Below are 17170 nucleotides of genomic sequence, written 5' to 3' on the forward strand. Positions count from 1 at the left end.
CGTAACAGGTTTACGCAAAAAGTAAATTGAACCCAGGAGAGCGTCAAGCTATAACGCTGCCTTTACCCACGCGATGGAAGCGATGACGAACACCCCCGAAGCAGCACTCCCCCGACGCCAGAAGGTGCAGGCGGCCGAGGTCGGCACCGACATCCTCAAGGCCCTCGCCGAGCTGGCGCCGTCGACGTCCTTGTCGCGCCTGGCCAGCCACCTGGACATGCCCGCCAGCAAGGTGCACCGCTACCTGCAGGCGCTGATCGCCAGCGGATTCGCCGAGCAGGATCCGCGGACCAATCACTACGGACTTGGCCAGGCCGCCCTCTTCGTTGGCCTGGCGGCCCTGGGTCGGCTGGACGTGGTGAAGCTGGCGGCGCCGGTGCTGGCCGATCTGCGCGACGAGGTCGGCGAAACCAGCTTTCTGGCGGTCTGGGGCAACAAGGGGCCGACGGTGGTGCTGGTGGAACAGGCGCTGCGCGCCGTCACCTTGGTGACCCAGGTCGGCTCGGTGCTGCCACTGCTGGGCTCCTCCACGGGCCTGGTGTTCAATACCTTCCTGCCGGAGGTCGAGACCGCGGCGTTGCGGGCCGAAGAATTGCACCGGCCGGATGCGCCCAGCGCGGCGGAGCTGGCGGAAGGTGCACGCCAGCTGCGGGAGACCCATATCCAACCGGTGCATGGCCTGCTGATGGCCGGCGTCAATGCGCTGTCCGCACCGCTGTTTGGAGCCGGCGGCCGGCTCGCCGGGGTGCTGACCCTGGTCGGCGCCGCGCCAGGCTTCCAGGCCGAGGTCGAAGGCGCCGCCGCGCTGCAGCTCCTTGGAGCCGCCCAGGCCATCAGTGGGCGGCTGGGCGGAAAGATCTGACGATTGGCGTCGCAGTGCAGCAGTCAGGAGCGCCGATGGTCGCGACAGCGCTCCACTCGATCCTTTCCAGCCTCCATTCGGCTAAAGGATCACCCGGACTGGCCGTTTGCCATTAAGCTTACTGTTAGCGCGTTTATCATTGGCGCACTGCTTTATGGTGACCTCTTCATGACTGCTCTTTCCTATCGTGATCGCAACCAGGCTCTCAACGACTCCCTGGGCAAATTCTGGCAAGTCGCCAAACCCGTGGTCCAGGCGGCCATGGCCATTCATGTGGCGTTGCTGGTCATTTTCGTTCTGCTCGACCAGATCCTGATGGCCTGGGCCAACGTGCTCAGCATTGCGGCCTACGTCGGCTGCCTGGCCGCCCTGCGCCAGCGGCGCTATCGCATCGCCAGCCTGACCATGAGTTGCGAGATCGTTGCCCACGCCTGGATCGCCACCTGGCAACTCGGCTGGGACAGCAACTTCCACTACTACGTGCTGTGTATCCTGCCGATCGTCATCTACAACTACCGCACCGCGCCGATCCGTCATCTGCTGCTGGTGCTGGGCATTCTGGTGACCCTGGCAGGCGGCTATCTGCTGCACCCTCCCGCGGCTCTCGCACCTCTGGCAATGAAGCTCTTCGGCATCGTCAACGTCATCAGCGCCCTGGGGTTGCTGTTCTATGGCACCGGTGCCTCCTTCCACCACAGCACCAAGATGCAGCTGGACCTGCTGCACTCCGCCAGCCACGACAGCCTCACCAACCTCTACAACCGGCGGCGAATTCTCGATCAGGCGGAAAAGCACAGTGGCGTGACCGGCAGCCTCATCCTCTTCGACGTCGATCACTTCAAGCACATCAATGACCGCTTCGGCCACGATTGCGGCGATCTGGTGCTGCAGGGCATCGCCGACGTCATCCGTCGCGAGGTGCGCCATTCCGATCTGGCGGCGCGCTGGGGTGGCGAGGAATTCCTGGTGCTGCTGCCCCAGGCGCGGACCGAAGTGGCCTGGGGCGTGGCGGAACGCATCCGCCAGCGCCTGACCGACGTCACCCAGTCCCTCGAACGCGGTCCCGCGCGGGTCACGGCGACCCTGGCGGTCTGTGAGATTCGCGATTGCGAGGCCTTCGCCAGCGCCCTGGAGCGTGCCGACCAGGCGCTCTACCGGGGCAAGCAGGAAGGCCGCGACCGGGTGATGCTGGCCGCCTGAGATCCCGCCTGCCCTAGACCACGAAGCGCTGCAGGGCGCCGTGCAGATCGGCCGCCAGGGCGGAAAGCTGCTGGCTGCTGGCACTGGTCTGCTGGGCGCCGGCGGCGGTCTGGCTCGCCGCGTCGCGAATCAGCGTCAGATTGCGATCGACCGCCGCCGTGGTGGCCGTCTGCTCTTCGGTGGCCGCGGCGATGGCGTCGTTGCGCTGGCCGATGGCGGTGATGGCCTGGGTGATGCCTTCCAGCACCTGCCAGGTCGCCTGGGCCTGGTCGCGGGTATGGCTGGCCTGGAGTCGACTCTGATCCAGGGCGGTCACCGTCTTCTCGCTGACCTGCTGCATACCATCGATCAGGCCTTCGATCTCGCGGGTCGAGTCGCCCGTGCGGCTGGCCAGGCCGCGCACCTCGTCGGCCACCACGGCGAAGCCGCGTCCGGCGTCCCCGGCCCGGGCCGCCTCGATGGCGGCGTTGAGCGCCAGCAGGTTGGTCTGCTCGGCGACGTTGCGGATGACATCGAGCATCTTGCTGATACCCTTGGATTGCTCGGCCAACTGGTCCGCCTGGTTGGCCGCCTCGTCCACGTTGCCCACCAGTTGGGTGATGGCGGCCAGCGTCTGGCGGACCTGCGTCTGCCCCTGCTTGGCCTGATCGACGCAGCGCTGCGATTCGGCGGAGGTGGAGGTCGCACTGCCTGGACCGCCTGGTTGAGCTGGGTGACGGCATTGGCCGCATGCTGGATATCGGTGGTCTGCTGCTCCAGGTTGCGGCAGCTTTCATCCATCACGGCACTCACCTGGGTCGAGGCCGAGGCCAGCTGCTCCGAGGCCTTGCCGGTATCTCGCGCAGATTGCCCTGCATACGCTCCAGCGCCAGCAGCAGCATGGCTGCCTCGTCGCGTCCCTGGGGCTGGATGTTCTGCCGCAGATCACCCGCGGCGATGCCACCGGAGATGTCCAGCGCCTGACGCAACGGCTGCACCACGCTACGGGTCAGACGCCAGGCCAGGAGCAGCAGCAGCAGAATGGCGCCGCCGATGACCGACCAGACGATGGCGCGGGCCTGCAGGAACTGGACGTTCGCCACCTCCTTGGCCTGGGCAGCGCCCTGCTTGTTCAATTCACGCAGCAGTTGCACTTGCATGTCCATCAGATCGCCCTTGAGGCCCACCACGGTATCCAGCTGTACCCGCGCGGCCGGAACCTGCTGCTGCTCGATCAGGCGCACCTCTTCGCGCAGGCCTGCCACGAAAGGCAGATAGGCCTCGTGCAGGGCCTTGATCGAATCCCCTTCGGTCGCATCGGTGACGACCGGCGCATAGTCCCGGAACAGCTGATCGGTTTCGTTGACCAGTTGCTCCAGGGTGACCCGGCTCATGGCCACGGCGCCCGGATCCTCGGCATTGAGCAGGACCACCGAGGCCTGATTGCGCAACTTGCCGAGATTGATCGCCAGAGAATCGGCGATGGCGATACTGGGCAACCAGTCCTGCTCCATGCTCAGCGCCTGACGGCGCAGCTGCTGCATCTCCCACAGGGAGAAGCTGCCCAATCCGGCGAGCAACACGGCCGCGAAGGTAAAGGAGAACAGCATCCGCGGACCGGTCTTGAGGGCTCTCAACCAGGAACGGCGGGACAGGCGGCGAAGGGGCGCTAGGATCCGAAGCATGGAGGCGTCACTGCAGGAAGACGGTCAAGCACAGCAGCCTAGGCAAGCCAGATGTCGGGTTGATTACAAAATGCCCTTGCCCCAAAAAATCAGACGATTGCGGCAAAAGGTAACTGGGGCTAAGGTCCCTCCCCTCCGTTCGCCATCCTGCTCGACGCTGTCATGACCCTCCCTACCGCCAAGGCTTCGCCCTTACAGATCCTGCTGCTCGGCATCGCCCAGATCCTCGTCTGGGGCGGCTCCTTTTTCATTCTCGCGGTGCTGGCCGACCCGGTGGTGCAGGAGACCGGCTGGTCCCGGCAATGGGTCTATGGCGGTCTCTCGCTCGGAGTTCTGGTTTCCGGGCTGCTCGCACCGGCGTGCGGCCGCCTGATCGCCCGCCAGGGCGGCCGCACGCTGCTGTCGCTGAGCGGCCTGGGGGTGGCCGCTGGACTGATCCTGATGGCCAGCGCCCAGCATCTGCCGCTGTTCCTGCTCGCCTGGGTAGTGATGGGTGTTGGCATGGCCGCGGGTCTGTACGATGCCCTGTTCGCGACCCTGGGCACCTGCTACGGCACCCAGTCCCGCTCGGCGATCAGCGGCATCACCCTGGTCTCCGGCTTTTGCACGGCCATTACCTGGCCCGTCGCCGCCTTCATGGTGAGTCACCTGGGCTGGCGCGCCACCTGCCTGGTCTATGCGGCCGTCCTGTTGCTGACGATCTGGCCGCTGTATCGACGCGCCCTGCCCGCGCCGTCCCTCTCCACCCAAGCGCCGCGGCCCACCCAGGCGGCACCGGCAGTACCGGTTGATCGCGCCCTGTACACCGTACTCACGGCCCTCTTCACCCTGGGCGCGGTGCTGATGACAGCCATTTCCATCCAGCTCATCACCCTGCTGCAGGGGATCGGCTACAGCCTGGCCAGCGCCGTGGCGCTGAGCGCCTGCCTGGGGCCAAGTCAGGTCGCCTCGCGGATCATCGACCTGCTCAACCGCAACGGCCACCCGCTGTGGACGGCGCTGGCCTCGGTGGTCTGCACGGCCGCCGGCCTGCTGCAGGTGACCCTCGGGCCCGGCCTGGTCTGGGTGACGGTCGTGGGTCTGGTGATCTTCGGTGCGGGCAATGGCCTGAGGGCCATCATTCGCGGCGCCCTGCCGCTGGCGCTCTGGAGTCCGGCGGAATACGCCACCATCCTCGGCCGCATGGCGCGCCCGGCATTGCTCGGCCAGGCCGCCACGCCCCTGCTCTGTGGCTATGTCCTGGAACACCATGGCCCCCAGGCGGTGCTGGGTCTGCTCTGCCTGCTGGCGCTGATCAACGTGGCACTGGTCGCCTTGTTGTTCAGGGCGATCCTCAGCCGGCGCGATGGCTAGTCGCAGGCGATTTCCAGGGGGACCAGGCGCAGCCTGATACCGGTCCGGCGCAGGGTAAGGATGTCGCCCTCGCGCTGTCCGACCTCGTCACCCAGGGTGCTGCGTAGCGTTTTCTCGTCGCGCAACTGGGCGTAGGTTCGGGGATCTTCCCCCTGGCAGCTTTCGGCGATATGCAATTCGCCGTGCAGCAACTTGCCCGCAGTGCGCCCGCTGGTGAGATCCACGAGCAGATAATCCTGGTCAGGCTGGTAGTTGAAGGTCATGCGAATTCCCCGGCGACTGTAGCCATGGGAACCACTCGTGCCCGGTTGGTTCAGGACGTCGGGTTACCTTCCTCATCCAGACGAGTGCGCAGCATGACCAGGGTCTCGCGCAGATCATCCAGGCCCGCATCGCCCAGGGCGCAGACCTGCCGCACCCGGCTGTTGACCCCATTGGCCTGATCGCGCAGCGCGCGACCCGCAGGCGTCAATTCGATAGACAGGTTGCGCTCGTCTTCGGCGCTGCGACGGCGCGTGACCAGCCCGGCGGCCTCTAGGCGCTTGACCACGGGGGTGAGGGCACCGGAATCCTGCCGCAGCCGATGGGACAGCTCCTTGAGCGTGAGGCCGTCATGCTCCCAGAGCACCAGCATGATCAGGTACTGCGGGAAGGTCAGGCCCATGCTCTCCAGCAGGGGCTTATAGAGTTGCGTCATCGCCAGCGAAGCCGAGTACAGGGAAAAGCAGAGTTGCTGGTCGAGGAGCAGTGGATCTTTGGCTGTCATGGGATCTGCCATTACAAAAGCGTGAAAAGAGTGGAAGGTGCGATCTATCCCCAGCCAGGTCAAGCGCCCGGGTGACGTGGGGTCGGTTGCCGGAAACATCCGGTAACTGGCACTGGATTCCGATACCACAGGATGCCACAGTGAGCGGCTGGACATAAATAATAAGGGTAATACCTGCATGGCCGTTTCCTCTGCCACGCCAGCCGTACCTGGCGAAAATCCCCCCGCCGCCCTGGCCGGCGCCTCGCCGATGGTGGCGGGAATCCTGGCCTCCTGTGCGCTGGCCCACCTCATCAACGACCTGATCCAATCCGTCCTGCCCTCGATCTATCCAATGCTCAAGGACAGCTATGGTCTGACGTTTACCCAGATCGGTCTGATCACCCTGGCCTTCCAGATCACCGCCTCCCTGCTGCAACCCTGGATCGGCTTCCATACCGACCGCCATCCTAAACCCTATCTGCTGCCCGCCGGCATGGTCTGTACTCTGCTCGGGGTACTGTTGCTCGCCTTTGTCGGCAGTTTTCCCGCGATCCTGGCCGCTTCGGCGCTGATCGGCGTCGGCTCTTCGACCTTTCACCCGGAAACCTCGCGGGTAGCCCGCCTGGCGTCGGGGGGACGCTTCGGCCTGGCGCAATCCACCTTCCAGGTCGGCGGCAACGCCGGCACCGCCATCGGCCCCCTGCTGGCGGCAGCCATCGTCATTCCCTATGGTCAGACCCATGTCGCCTGGTTCGCGCTCTTCGCGCTGTTCGCCATCGGCGTGCAATACGGGCTGTCGCGCTGGTATCGCAATCACCTGCGTAGCGCTAAGGGGCGCAAGGTCGCCACGGTCAGCCACGGCCTGTCCCGCGGCCAGGTGACCTTCGCGCTGATCGTGTTGGCGCTGCTGGTGTTCTCCAAGTACATCTACATGGCCAGCATCACCAGCTACTTCACCTTCTATCTCATCGAGCGTTTCGGCCTCTCGGTGGCCAGCTCCCAGCTGCACCTCTTTCTCTTCCTGGGTGCGGTCGCAGCCGGAACCTTCTTTGGTGGCCCCATCGGCGATCGCATCGGCCGCAAGGCGGTCATCTGGTTCTCGATCCTGGGCGCGGCGCCCTTCACCCTCGCCCTGCCCTATGTCGATCTGTTCTGGACCAGTGTGCTCAGCGTCATCATCGGCTTCATCCTGGCCTCGGCCTTCTCGGCCATCGTGGTCTACGCCCAGGAGCTGGTACCGGGCAACGTGGGCATGATCGCCGGGATCTTCTTCGGCCTGATGTTCGGCGTCAGTGCCATCGCCGCCGCGGGACTGGGCAATCTGGCCGACCATCGCGGCATCGAATACGTCTACCAGCTGTGCTCCTACATGCCGCTGCTGGGCGTCCTGACCATCCTGCTGCCTGCCACTCGCCGCAAGGCCGCCTGAGGTCCGCGCCACGGGAGCACCAGACTCCCGTGGCGAAGCGCCTCGCCACCCGCTACGCTGGCCGCCCCTGAGCCTTTCGCCGAGTCGCGATGAAGAGTCCGTTGCACTACCTGGTCCGTTACCCCTCCGCCAACCTGCTGTTCATCCAGCTAGTCGGGCTGCTGCTCTACCCCTTCGTGGAGCAGGAAGAACATGGGCGCGCCATCATCGGGGCCTTCGGCATCATCGTCCTCGCCACCGCCCTGCGCATGGTGCGACGGAGCCCGACCATCCAGTGGCTGGGGTTCATTCTCGCCGGCTGCATCCTGGTTCTCACGGTCCTGGTGGAATGGCAGGGCGATCGCCACCTGGTGGTATCCCTGGCCATCCTCGATGCGGTCTTCTATTTCTATGCCGCGGGCAGTCTCATCGCCTACATGATGGAAGACCAGCGGGCGACCACCGATGAACTCTTCGCCGTGGGTGCGACCTTCACCCTGCTGGCCTGGGCCTTCGCCCATGCCTACTCGGCCTGTCAGATCCTGCAGCCCAACAGCTTCACCGCCGCCAACGATCCCCTGGCCGCACGCACCTGGACCGAGCTGCTCTACGTCAGCTTCGCCATCCTCTCCGGCGTCGGCCTGAGCGATATCTACCCGATCAAGCCGATGGCGCGCTCGCTGGTCATGCTCGGGCAGTTCTCCGGTGTCATGTACATCGCCCTGGTGGTGACCCGGCTGGTCACCCTGACGGTACGCAGCCGCTAGCCGAATCGCGCCAGGCTGAAGCTGCCGAGATCGATGTCGCTGCGTCCGGTGGTCACGCGCTGGGCGAGCGCTTCGCCCAACGCGGCCGAATGCTTGAAGCCATGTCCCGAACAGGCACTGACCACGGTCACGCCCGGTAGCGCCGGATGCTCGTCGACGATGAAGCCGAAATCGGGCGTCACGGTGTAAGCGCAGACAGCGCTGCGCACTGCTCGGGCGGAAAGACCGTCAACCCACCTGCCCACTTGATTACTGAATAGCCTGCTCGATTCCTCAGGATGAAGAAATCTATTAATCCCTATAGGGGTGGTATTATTCTGGTACTGTTCAGTGGCGACCTTCACGGCATTTTCGCCAGGCAGAGGTGGAAAGCCGTAGAAGAGATCGCTGTCGCCACTGCCATGGGCGAGGATGAAGCTTGGCGAATCCGCCGGAAACAGTTCAGGTCTGGCGACTTCGAACCAGTGCAGGGTCTGACGGCAGACGCGCAGCAGCCGGTCGAAAGGTGCGCCCAGCAATTCAGCGCTCCACATGCCGGCGGCGACGATGACCCGCTTCGTCCGCCAGCGACCTTGTGCCGAATGCAGCACTACGCCCTGCTCGTCCGTCTCCAGGCGTTCGATGACGGTATCGGTATGGATCCGGGCACCCCGCTCACGCGCGCCGTCCAGTTGCGCCTGGATACAGGCTTCCGGATAGAGAAAACCCCCACCTGGTTCGAAATAGCCCAGCGCATCTGCCGCTACCTGGAATTGCGGAAAGCGCTGGCGAATGACGGCGCCCTCCCAGGCCTCATGAGGGATCCCGTACTGACGCGCCAGCTCCAGGGTGGCCTGGGTGAAATCCGGGCGACCGTGATGGGAGGTTGCCGTCGCGGTGGCGGTCATGATCAGTACCCCGCATTGCTCGAACAGCCGCACGTCCCGCTCCGCCTCCAGCTCACGCCAGAGTTGCTGCGAGCGGATCGCCAAGGGGACGTAGGCTGCGCCCTCGCCCACCGCCTGGCGGGTGATGCGCGTCGCGCCGTGGCTGGAGCCCAGCTCATGGGGCGGTGCATAGCGATCGATGCCTGCGACCTTCACGCCACGCCTGGCCAGTTGGTAAAGCGTGGCCGCGCCCATGGCGCCCAGGCCCAGGACAATGACGTCATGGGTTGCGTAGGTCATCTCATCTCCCTGCCTTCTTCGCTTATTGAGCAGCGAACGCTAGCAAGACGAGCTGCCCAAGACCAGGAGCGGAGTCAGAGATGGGTGGTCATCGTCTCCATGACATGTTCGTGCAAGATGAATTGAAGGGTGGCAGCTCGGTTTTTACAGGGGTGGTATTAGGCGAGGATCGATTCAGGGGCCGCGTAGCGACAACGACGGTTGGGGCCGATCGTTCTGTTCATGGCGCCGACTGAACTACTGGGTGAAGTGTCCGGTCGCAAGTCGTCGGACGCTTCACCCAGTCACCCTCCCCTGCCTCAGGTCATGCCCAACCAGTTCGGCAGGGCCAGGGACAGATAAGGCACGTAGGTCACCAGGATGAGGAAGGCGAGCATCACCAGCAGCCAGGGGGAAACGGCCCTGATGGTGGTGGTCAGCGGCATCCCGGTCACCGCTGAGGTGACGAACAGGTTGAGTCCGGTCGGCGGTGTGATCAGTCCGATCTCCATGTTGACCACCATGATGATCCCCAGATGGATCGGATCTATCCCGAGCTGCATCGCGATTGGGAAGAGGATGGGTGCGAGAATCAGGATGATCGCCGACGGCTCCATGAAGGTGCCCGCGATCAGCAGCACGATGTTCACCACGATCAGGAACTCCACCGGCGAGAAGCCCTGGGCCACGACCCAACCCGTGATCGACTGGGGGATCTGTTCGGTGGTCAGCACATGAGCGAACAGCATGGCGTTGGCGATGATGAACATCAGCACCACGGTCAACTTGCCCGCATCGATCAGCACCCGGTGGCACGCTCTCAGCTTCATGTCCTTGTGCACGAAGACCGCGACGATGGCTGCATAGATCGCCGAGACCGCCGCCGCTTCCGTGGGGGTGAACATGCCCGAGTAGATGCCGCCTAGGATGATCACGATCAGCATGAGGCCCCAGATGGCACGGCGACCGGTGCGCAACACCTCCTTGAAGGACGCGCGGGGCAGCGCCGGAATGTTCTTGATGCGGGCGATGATGTAGATGGTCACCATCAGCACCAGCCCCAGCAGCAACCCCGGCACCACCCCCGCCATGAACAGCTTGCCCACCGAGGATTCGGTGGCCGTCGCATAGACCACCATGACGATGGAGGGCGGAATCAGGATGCCCAGGGTGCCGGCATTGCAGACGATGCCGGCGGCGAATTCGCGCTTGTAGCCCGAACGCACCATGCCGGCGATGACGATGGAGCCTACCGCGGCAACGGTGGCTGGCGAAGATCCGCAGAGGGCGGCGAACAGCATGCAGGCCAGGATCGCGGCGATGGCCAACCCGCCCCTGATGTGGCCGACGCAGGCATTGGCGAACTCGATCAGGCGATGGGCCACCCCCCCGGTGGTCATGAAGGCGCCGGCCAGCAGAAAGAACGGAATGGCCATGAGGGTGTAGTGCTCGCTGGTTTCGAACAGCTTGATCGCCAGCGAGCGGACCGAGTCGTTGCTGAACAGCAGGATGGTGAGCGCGCCGGAAAGCCCCAGGGAAATGGCCACCGGAATGCCGATGAACATCAGGACGAAAAGCGCCAGGAACAGAAAGGTGATAGTCATGGCTGGCGCTCCGTGCCCTGCTGTCCATCGACAAGTTTGAGAGCGTCCTCGGCTTCGCTGTGTCCGCCGAACCCACTTTGCTCGTTGCGCAGGATGCGCAGGAACACCTCGACGAAGCGGACCAGCATGAGCGCGAAGCCGATCGGCACGATCATGACGATATGCCACTGGTGCACACCGAAGCGGTCGAGATCCTCAGCACCGATGTTGGCGGTCATCAGCGCCGATACCCACTGCTGACTGGAATAGGTCATCAACCCGCAGTAGAGGATGCAGATGCCCACCGCCAGCAAGGCAACCGACCTGCGCAGCGCGGGCGGAAAGGTCTTGACCAGCAGATCGACCCCGAGGTGGGCGCCGATGCGCACGCCCCAGGCCAGTCCGATGAAGATCAGCCAACCGAACACGGCCTTGGCCAGGGCAACGCTCCAGGTCATTTCCTGGGAGACGAAGAGAATGCCATCGCCGATGGCGAAGAGGGGTTTTTCCAGAAAGGGAAGGTGATCAGCGAAATAATAGAAAACCGCGTAAACGTTGTTGACCACCACGTAGAAGAAGGTGATCAGGGTCATGACCGCCAGCAGGAAGGCGACGAGCGCCTCCTCCAGCCGGCCCCAAAGACGTGTCACGGCGGACATAAGAACCTCCGACAACAGCTGACAGGGGGCGAAAGAAAGAAGCGCTCGTGGCTTTTCTAGCTAGCCTGGTTGGCGTCGACGGCCGCTTTGATCACCTCGCTGCCAATCTCTCCCTCGAACTGCTTCCACACCGGCTGCATGGCCTTGCGCCAGTCTTCGCGTTGCGCGGGAGTCAGTTCGATGATTTCGCTGGTACCGGTCTTGGCGATGGCGCCACGCGCCTCGTCGTTGAGGGCCTGAGCCTGGCGGTTCACCTCGATAGAGACCTCGGCCATCACCTTGCTCAGCTCGCTGCGGACATCCTCGGGCAGCCCCTGCCAGAACTTGGTATTGGTGATCACCATGTAGTCGATCAGGCCGTGGTTGGTCTCGGTGAAGTAAGGCTGAACCTCATAGACCTTCTGGCTGTAGTAGTTGGACCAGGTGTTCTCGGTACCGTTGACGACCCCGGTCTGCAAGCCCTGATACACCTCGGCGAAGCTCATCTTGCGCGGCACGGCACGCAGTGCCTTGAATTGCTCATCGAGGACCGCCGAGGCCTGGACGCGGAATTTCAGGCCGCGGGCATCCTTGGGTTCACGCAGCGGCTTGTTCGCCGACAGCACCTTGAGCCCGTTGTGCCAGTAGGCCAGCCCGGTGATGCCCTTGCCTTCCATGCTGGCCAGCAGCGCCTTGCCCTGGGGGCCGGCCTGGAAGCGATCGACCGCGGCCATGTTGTCGAACAGGAAGGGCAGATCGAAGACCTGCACGGCCTTGGCGTAGTGCTCGAACTTGGCCAGCGAAGGCGCCAGCATCTGGACATCGCCCAGCAGCAGGGCCTCCATCTCCTTGCCATCGCCAAACAGCGAGGAGTTGGGATAGACCTCGACCTTCACCCGCCCGGGCAGGCGCTCTTCCGCCAGCTTCTTGAACAGCACTGCACCCTGCCCCTTGGGCGTGTGCTCGGCGACCACATGGGCGAATTTGATGGTAATCGGGGCCTCATCTGCAGCATGCAGCGAACCGGCGAAGGAAAATACGGCGGCACAGAACAGCGTCTTGATAGTCAGCGTGGGCATGGCGACACCTCATCTTGTTTTTGTAATCAGGTCGACTTTATTAAACGCGCCCCCTTCGTGGGGTGGAATTCATCATTGCCCAACAGGGCCTTCAGCTCTGCCTAACACCGGAGCACCTGCTTGCAGACGCCTCAGCAGTCGTTGAGCCCGCCCGATGACGGGTGCATCGATCATTTTCCCGTCGACGACGAAGACCCCCACATCGGCCTGACTCGCCGCGATCACCTGCCGCGCCCAGTCGATTTCCGCTGGCGTCGGCCGCAGGCTGTCATGCACCACGGCGACCTGGCGGGGATGGATGCACAACAGGCCGCCGAAGCCCTGGTCACGCGCACTGGCGGTGGCTGTCGCCAGACCGACCAGGTCATCGATGGCGGGAAAGACGCTGTCCAGGGGTGCGGGCAGCCCGGCCAGTCGGCCCTCCAGCAAGAGTAGAAAGCGGGCCTGATCCAGCAGCCGTTCGGCTGCCGCCGAACCGCTTTCCAGACCGAGATCCAGGCCCAGATCCAGACCGCCGAGCACCAGGCGCTCCACCCCGGCAGCCCCGGCGATTTCCTTGAGTCGATCCAGCCCCCGGGCGCTCTCGATGATCGGCCAGACGGGCTTGCCCGTCTCGGCATGGACGCGCTCGACCTGGGCGGCGCTTTCCGCCTTGGGCAGGACCACCCCGCGCACCTGCTCCAGGCGTTGGCACAGTGCCAGGTCGTCGCCATGGGCCGCGTGAGCGGCGGCGTTGATCCGTATCCAGACCCGCAAGGCAGGCGCGGCGAGCAGCGCCTGTTCGAGGGCGCCGCGTGCTGCCGCCTTGGCGGCTTCAGCGACCGCATCCTCCAGGTCCACGATCACCACATCGGCACCGCTGGCCACGGCCTTGGCGATTCGCTCCGGGCGAGTCGCCGGGACGAACAGGGCGGAGCGGGGATCAGCGGGACGCTCGTTGGCGGCAGGGGTCATAGCGCACCTCGCTGGCGCAGCGCCTCCAGCGCAGCGTGGTCATAGCCCAACTCCTGCAATACCGCTTCGGTATGCTCGCCCAGCGCCGGGACCGGATCCATCCGCGGCTCGAAGGCACTGTTGCTCGCCGGCGGCAACAGGGCGGGCAAGGGACCGGCCGGACTGCCGACTTCACGCCAGCGATCGCGCTCGCGCAACTGGGGATGCGCCCAGACGGCGGCCATGTCATTCACCTGGGCATTGGCGATCTGCGCCCGCTCCAGGCGGGCGATGACCTCTTCGGTCTTGAGCTGGGCGAACGCCTCGACGATCAGGTCGCGCAGCACGCCGCGATTCGCCGAGCGTTTGAAGTTGGCGGAAAATCGCGGATCGGTAACCAGTTCCGGCTGCAACAGCACCTGCTCACAGAAGAGTTGCCACTCCCGCTCATTCTGCAGGCCCAGCATCACCGTGCCGCCATCGCCTGCGGGAAAGGGTCCGTAGGGGTAGATGGTGGAGTGGGCGGCGCCGGCACGCGCGGGGGCCGGCATGCCGGCGTAGGCGTAATACAGCGGATAGCCCATCCACTCCACCAGGCTCTCCAGCATGCTGACCTCGACGCGACTGCCCTCCCCCGTCCGCTCCCGCAACAGCAGCGCCGACAGGATGCCACTGTAGGCATACATGCCGGCTGCGATATCAGCGATCGAGCAGCCAGCTTTGGCCAACTGGTCATCTTCAGGTCCCCCCGTCACCGAGAGAAAACCTGCCTCGCTCTGAATCAGCAGGTCGTAGGCTTTCTTGCGTTCATAGCTGCCACCGCCGCCATAGCCGGACACGTCGCAGACGATCAGCCGGGGAAAGCGTTCGTGCAGCGCCTCGAAGCCGAGCCCCAGCCGATTCGCCGCGCCCGGCGCCAGGTTCTGCAACAGGACATCCGCCTCGGCGAGCAGCTTGTCCAGCACGGCCAGGGCATCATCCTGCTTGAGATCCAGGGCCACGCTCTCCTTGGAACGATTGGTCCAGACGAAGTGGGAGGCGAGTCCGGAGACACGCTCGTCGTAGCCCCGAGCGAAATCGCCACTGCCTGGCCGCTCGATCTTGATCACCCGGGCGCCCAGGTCGGCCAGCTGCCGGGAGCAGAACGGGGCCGCGATCGCGTGTTCGAGACTCACGACCATGATGCCATCCAGAGGACGGGGTTTTTCGACAGCCATCTTGGTTCACTCCGGGTCAGGTGAAGCAATAGAGATCCACGCACTCGTGCAGCCGCCAGGCCTGGGCGATCAGGGCCTCGGCCTCGGCGGGTGGGCGCTTGCCGGCGAAGGCGACCAGCCGGCGGAACTTGTCTTCCAATTCGGCCCTGTCGAGGGTATTGCCGGGATCACCCTTGGGCTCGTCGATACGTCCCTGCAGAACGGCGCCCTGGCGGGTCGTCACCTCGACTCTTCCCAGCCAGCGCTGGGGATAGGCGGCGTCGACCTCGGGGTCCAGTCGCATGTCGACTCGCGCGCGGAAGGCCGCGACCGCAGGATCGTTCAGCGCGGAATTGGCGAATTCGCCCAGTTGCGCCTTGCCATGGACGGCGATCAGGCCCAGCACCGTGCCCATGGAAAACTTGGCCTGGTGCACGGTACGCGGCACGTCTACGCGCCCGAGCACATCCAGAGCGCCCTGGTGAACTCGCGCTGTCACCCGGGTGATGTCGTCGGGCGCCAGGCGCTCGTGCTGCATCAGGTCCAAAAGGGCATCGGCAGCCGGATGGGTATGCCGACAGGACGCATGGAACTTGAACGAGGTTTCCAGCAAGGCCCAGCGCTGCCCCAGGCGATCGCTCAGGCGGCGGGCGTCGGCGTCACTGGAAAGGCCGGCGGCCATCCCCTGCTCGCCCTCCAGGATGTTGCGCGCACCGGTCAGCCCCTGCGCCGTGAGATAGGCCGCCAGCAGCCCATCCGCAGCCGCCTTGGCAGTGTGCAGCTGCTTGGAGTCGGCGGCGTCACGCAGGAACTCCCAGAGCCCCGCCGCCTGGGTGCCCGCGTTGCCAAGCACCTGGATGAACTGCTCCTGGTTGAAGCCCAGCAACTTGCCCACGGCCACCGCCGCAGCCAGGGTGCCGACGGTGGCCGTGGTGTGAAAGATCCGATAGTGCGAGCGCCCGAGGAATTCACCGATGCGGATGCCCGCCTCATAGCCGGCGACCGCGGCGACGATCAGCTCCTGTCCGCTCTTTCCCAGGTCCTGGGCCGCGGCCAGTGCGGCGGAAAAGACCACCGTCGCCGGATGCAGCACCGAGCTGTTGTGCAGATCATCCTGCTCCACCAGATGGGAGGCGGCGCCATTCACCAGCGCGGCAAAGTAGGGCGAGGTGCCGTAGGGCGCGACGAGTACCCGGGCCCGCCCCTCGCGGGGCCCCATGGTCTGCGCATAAGCATGGAACAGCGGTATGGGATGGCTGCCATCGCTGGCCAGGGCGGAGCCCAGCCAGTCGAGAAACAGCTCTTCGGTGCGAGCGACGACGCTGGCTGGCAGATCCGCATAGGCCAGCTCGCCGAGAAAGGCCGCCAGACGTCCGGTATGGGTCATGGCAGTCACCCTAGAACGAGCGCGGCAATTCGAGCAGGTGCTCGGCCACGTAGGAAAGAATGAGGTTGGTGGAGATGGGCGCCACCTGGTACAGGCGCGTCTCGCGAAACTTGCGCTCGACGTCGTACTCGGTGGCGAAGCCAAAGCCACCGTGCGTCTGCAAACAGGCGTTGGCCGCCTCCCAGCTGGCCTTGGCCGCCAGGTACTTGGCCATGTTGGCCGCCGCCCCGGCGTTCTCGCCGCGGTCGTACAGATCACAGGCGTGCCAACGCATCAGATCGGCGGCCTCGATCTCGATATAGGCCTCGGCGATGGGAAACTGCACGCCCTGGTTCTGCCCGATGGGGCGACCGAAAACCACACGGTCGCGGGCATAGTGACTGGCCTTCTCGACGAACCAGCGACCATCGCCAATGCATTCCGCGGCGATCAGAGTGCGTTCGGCATTAAGGCCGTCGAGGATGTAGCGAAAACCCTTGCCCTCCTCCCCGATGAGGTTGCCGGCGGGAATTTCCAGCTCGTCGAAGAACAGCTCGTTGGTCTCGTGATTGACCATGTTGGGGATGGGCCGAACCGTGAGCCCCTTGCCGATGGCCTCGCGCAGATCCACCAGGAAGATCGACATGCCCTCGGACTTGCGCTGGACGGCCTCCAGGGGTGTGGTCCGCGCCAGCAGGATCATCAGATCGGAATGCTGCACCCGGGAGATCCACACCTTCTGCCCATTAATCACATAGCGATCACCCTTGCGCACCGCCGTGGTCTTGATCTTGGTAGTGTCGGTGCCGGTGGTGGGCTCGGTGACGCCCATGGACTGCAGCCGCAGCTCGCCGCTGGCCAGCCGTGGCAGATAGTTGCTCTTCTGCTCTTCGCTGCCGTTCCGCAGCAGGGTGAACATGTTGTACATCTGCCCATGGATGGTGCCGGAGTTGCCCCCGCAGCGGTTCACCTCCTCCAGGATGATGGACGCCTCGGCCAGGCCCAGCCCCGAGCCACCATAGGCTTCCGGAATCATCGCGGACAGCCAGCCGGCCTCGGTCATCGCCTGGACGAAGTCCTGGGGAAAGCCCTTCTGCTCATCGATTCGGCGCCAGTATTCGGCCGGAAAGCCCGCGCAGAGGCCACGGACGCCATCGCGAATGGCGGCGAATTCTTCTAGTCGTTCATCCAGCATGGGGATTTCTCTCTTGTCGTTATAGGGGCACCG

At 64.7% G+C, this 17170-nt stretch carries 17 protein-coding genes; 5 read left to right on the forward strand and 12 right to left on the reverse strand.

Annotated features, from left to right (window positions below; translation table 11 throughout):
• Positions 1 to 82: 82 nt before the first annotated feature.
• Both GSQ95_RS12960 and GSQ95_RS12965 read left to right on the forward strand, forming a co-directional pair.
• On the forward strand, positions 83 to 862 hold the full coding sequence (locus GSQ95_RS12960; RefSeq protein WP_158893216.1) for an IclR family transcriptional regulator: 780 nt from the start codon (positions 83 to 85) through the stop codon (positions 860 to 862).
• Positions 863 to 1030: 168 nt separating this feature from the next.
• Entirely contained in the window at positions 1031 to 2062 is a 1032-nt protein-coding gene (locus tag GSQ95_RS12965; RefSeq protein ID WP_158893214.1) for a diguanylate cyclase, read from the forward strand.
• 13 nt (positions 2063 to 2075) lie between these two features.
• On the opposite strand, the gene GSQ95_RS26845 is transcribed toward GSQ95_RS12965, so the two are convergent.
• Both GSQ95_RS26845 and GSQ95_RS26850 read right to left on the reverse strand, forming a co-directional pair.
• Positions 2076 to 2651 carry a methyl-accepting chemotaxis protein gene (locus tag GSQ95_RS26845; RefSeq protein WP_372241641.1) on the reverse strand — a complete coding sequence of 192 codons (576 nt, stop codon included), beginning with the start codon at positions 2649 to 2651 and terminating at the stop codon, positions 2076 to 2078.
• A gap of 199 nt (positions 2652 to 2850) precedes the next feature.
• Positions 2851 to 3726, reverse strand: a complete 876-nt coding sequence (locus tag GSQ95_RS26850; RefSeq protein ID WP_305982342.1) for a methyl-accepting chemotaxis protein — start codon at positions 3724 to 3726, stop codon at positions 2851 to 2853.
• A gap of 162 nt (positions 3727 to 3888) precedes the next feature.
• Between GSQ95_RS26850 and GSQ95_RS12975 the strand changes: the two genes are divergently transcribed.
• Positions 3889 to 5079 (forward strand): MFS transporter, encoded by a 1191-nt coding sequence (locus GSQ95_RS12975; protein ID WP_158893212.1) that lies wholly within the window; start codon positions 3889 to 3891, stop codon positions 5077 to 5079.
• Here GSQ95_RS12975 and GSQ95_RS12980 read toward each other — a convergent pair.
• A complete protein-coding gene (locus GSQ95_RS12980; protein ID WP_158893210.1) occupies positions 5076 to 5342 on the reverse strand; it encodes a hypothetical protein in 267 nt (88 codons plus the stop codon). The two genes, GSQ95_RS12975 and GSQ95_RS12980, sit on opposite strands and share 4 nt — an antisense overlap.
• Positions 5343 to 5392: 50 nt before the next feature.
• A complete protein-coding gene (locus tag GSQ95_RS12985; RefSeq protein WP_158893208.1) occupies positions 5393 to 5845 on the reverse strand; it encodes a MarR family winged helix-turn-helix transcriptional regulator in 453 nt (150 codons plus the stop codon).
• Between the two features lie 250 nt (positions 5846 to 6095).
• Between GSQ95_RS12985 and GSQ95_RS12990 the strand changes: the two genes are divergently transcribed.
• Together GSQ95_RS12990 and GSQ95_RS12995 are read left to right on the forward strand one after the other, a co-directional pair.
• The gene (locus tag GSQ95_RS12990) at positions 6096 to 7256 is read left to right on the forward strand and encodes an MFS transporter (protein ID WP_158893273.1); all 1161 of its coding nucleotides are present in this window, start codon (positions 6096 to 6098) and stop codon (positions 7254 to 7256) included.
• Between the two features lie 89 nt (positions 7257 to 7345).
• Positions 7346 to 8002, forward strand: coding sequence for an ion channel (locus GSQ95_RS12995; protein ID WP_158893206.1), 657 nt, complete (start codon positions 7346 to 7348; stop codon positions 8000 to 8002).
• On the opposite strand, the gene solA is transcribed toward GSQ95_RS12995, so the two are convergent.
• The 8 genes from solA to GSQ95_RS13035 form a co-directional block, all read right to left on the reverse strand.
• The gene (gene solA / locus GSQ95_RS13000) at positions 7999 to 9168 is read right to left on the reverse strand and encodes an N-methyl-L-tryptophan oxidase (RefSeq protein WP_158893204.1); all 1170 of its coding nucleotides are present in this window, start codon (positions 9166 to 9168) and stop codon (positions 7999 to 8001) included. The genes GSQ95_RS12995 and solA overlap by 4 nt on opposite strands.
• 299 nt (positions 9169 to 9467) lie before the next feature.
• Positions 9468 to 10751: a C4-dicarboxylate TRAP transporter large permease protein DctM gene (gene dctM, locus GSQ95_RS13005; RefSeq protein ID WP_158893202.1), complete on the reverse strand. Its 1284-nt coding sequence runs from the start codon at positions 10749 to 10751 to the stop codon at positions 9468 to 9470.
• On the reverse strand, positions 10748 to 11389 hold the full coding sequence (locus GSQ95_RS13010; RefSeq protein WP_158893200.1) for a TRAP transporter small permease: 642 nt from the start codon (positions 11387 to 11389) through the stop codon (positions 10748 to 10750). Before GSQ95_RS13010 ends, dctM begins: the two co-directional genes overlap by 4 nt.
• Positions 11390 to 11445: 56 nt before the next feature.
• Entirely contained in the window at positions 11446 to 12447 is a 1002-nt protein-coding gene (locus GSQ95_RS13015; RefSeq protein WP_158893198.1) for a TRAP transporter substrate-binding protein, read from the reverse strand.
• 72 nt (positions 12448 to 12519) lie between these two features.
• The gene (locus GSQ95_RS13020) at positions 12520 to 13401 is read right to left on the reverse strand and encodes a CoA ester lyase (RefSeq protein ID WP_158893196.1); all 882 of its coding nucleotides are present in this window, start codon (positions 13399 to 13401) and stop codon (positions 12520 to 12522) included.
• A complete protein-coding gene (locus GSQ95_RS13025; protein ID WP_158893194.1) occupies positions 13398 to 14597 on the reverse strand; it encodes a CaiB/BaiF CoA-transferase family protein in 1200 nt (399 codons plus the stop codon). Before GSQ95_RS13025 ends, GSQ95_RS13020 begins: the two co-directional genes overlap by 4 nt.
• Before the next feature lie 16 nt (positions 14598 to 14613).
• Positions 14614 to 15963: an MmgE/PrpD family protein gene (locus tag GSQ95_RS13030; protein ID WP_158893192.1), complete on the reverse strand. Its 1350-nt coding sequence runs from the start codon at positions 15961 to 15963 to the stop codon at positions 14614 to 14616.
• 10 nt (positions 15964 to 15973) lie between these two features.
• On the reverse strand, positions 15974 to 17137 hold the full coding sequence (locus GSQ95_RS13035) for an acyl-CoA dehydrogenase family protein (protein ID WP_158893190.1): 1164 nt from the start codon (positions 17135 to 17137) through the stop codon (positions 15974 to 15976).
• Positions 17138 to 17170: the final 33 nt, after the last annotated feature.

The organism is Pseudomonas sp. BAV 4579, assembly GCF_009765395.1.
Classification (GTDB): domain Bacteria; phylum Pseudomonadota; class Gammaproteobacteria; order Pseudomonadales; family Pseudomonadaceae; genus Chryseomonas; species Chryseomonas aestiva.

Excerpts from the sequence above, each read along its gene's own strand:
- GSQ95_RS12960 (WP_158893216.1), top strand. The coding sequence starts at position 83 with ATGACGAACACCCCCGAAGCAGCACTCCCCCGACGCCAGAAGGTGCAG.
- GSQ95_RS12965 (WP_158893214.1), top strand. The coding sequence starts at position 1,031 with ATGACTGCTCTTTCCTATCGTGATCGCAACCAGGCTCTCAACGACTCC.
- GSQ95_RS26850 (WP_305982342.1), bottom strand. The coding sequence starts at position 3,726 with ATGCTTCGGATCCTAGCGCCCCTTCGCCGCCTGTCCCGCCGTTCCTGG.
- GSQ95_RS12975 (WP_158893212.1), top strand. The coding sequence starts at position 3,889 with ATGACCCTCCCTACCGCCAAGGCTTCGCCCTTACAGATCCTGCTGCTC.
- GSQ95_RS12980 (WP_158893210.1), bottom strand. The coding sequence starts at position 5,342 with ATGACCTTCAACTACCAGCCTGACCAGGATTATCTGCTCGTGGATCTC.
- GSQ95_RS12985 (WP_158893208.1), bottom strand. The coding sequence starts at position 5,845 with ATGACAGCCAAAGATCCACTGCTCCTCGACCAGCAACTCTGCTTTTCC.
- GSQ95_RS12990 (WP_158893273.1), top strand. The coding sequence starts at position 6,096 with ATGGTGGCGGGAATCCTGGCCTCCTGTGCGCTGGCCCACCTCATCAAC.
- GSQ95_RS12995 (WP_158893206.1), top strand. The coding sequence starts at position 7,346 with ATGAAGAGTCCGTTGCACTACCTGGTCCGTTACCCCTCCGCCAACCTG.
- solA (WP_158893204.1), bottom strand. The coding sequence starts at position 9,168 with ATGACCTACGCAACCCATGACGTCATTGTCCTGGGCCTGGGCGCCATG.
- dctM (WP_158893202.1), bottom strand. The coding sequence starts at position 10,751 with ATGACTATCACCTTTCTGTTCCTGGCGCTTTTCGTCCTGATGTTCATC.
- GSQ95_RS13010 (WP_158893200.1), bottom strand. The coding sequence starts at position 11,389 with ATGTCCGCCGTGACACGTCTTTGGGGCCGGCTGGAGGAGGCGCTCGTC.
- GSQ95_RS13015 (WP_158893198.1), bottom strand. The coding sequence starts at position 12,447 with ATGCCCACGCTGACTATCAAGACGCTGTTCTGTGCCGCCGTATTTTCC.
- GSQ95_RS13020 (WP_158893196.1), bottom strand. The coding sequence starts at position 13,401 with ATGACCCCTGCCGCCAACGAGCGTCCCGCTGATCCCCGCTCCGCCCTG.
- GSQ95_RS13025 (WP_158893194.1), bottom strand. The coding sequence starts at position 14,597 with ATGGCTGTCGAAAAACCCCGTCCTCTGGATGGCATCATGGTCGTGAGT.
- GSQ95_RS13030 (WP_158893192.1), bottom strand. The coding sequence starts at position 15,963 with ATGACCCATACCGGACGTCTGGCGGCCTTTCTCGGCGAGCTGGCCTAT.
- GSQ95_RS13035 (WP_158893190.1), bottom strand. The coding sequence starts at position 17,137 with ATGCTGGATGAACGACTAGAAGAATTCGCCGCCATTCGCGATGGCGTC.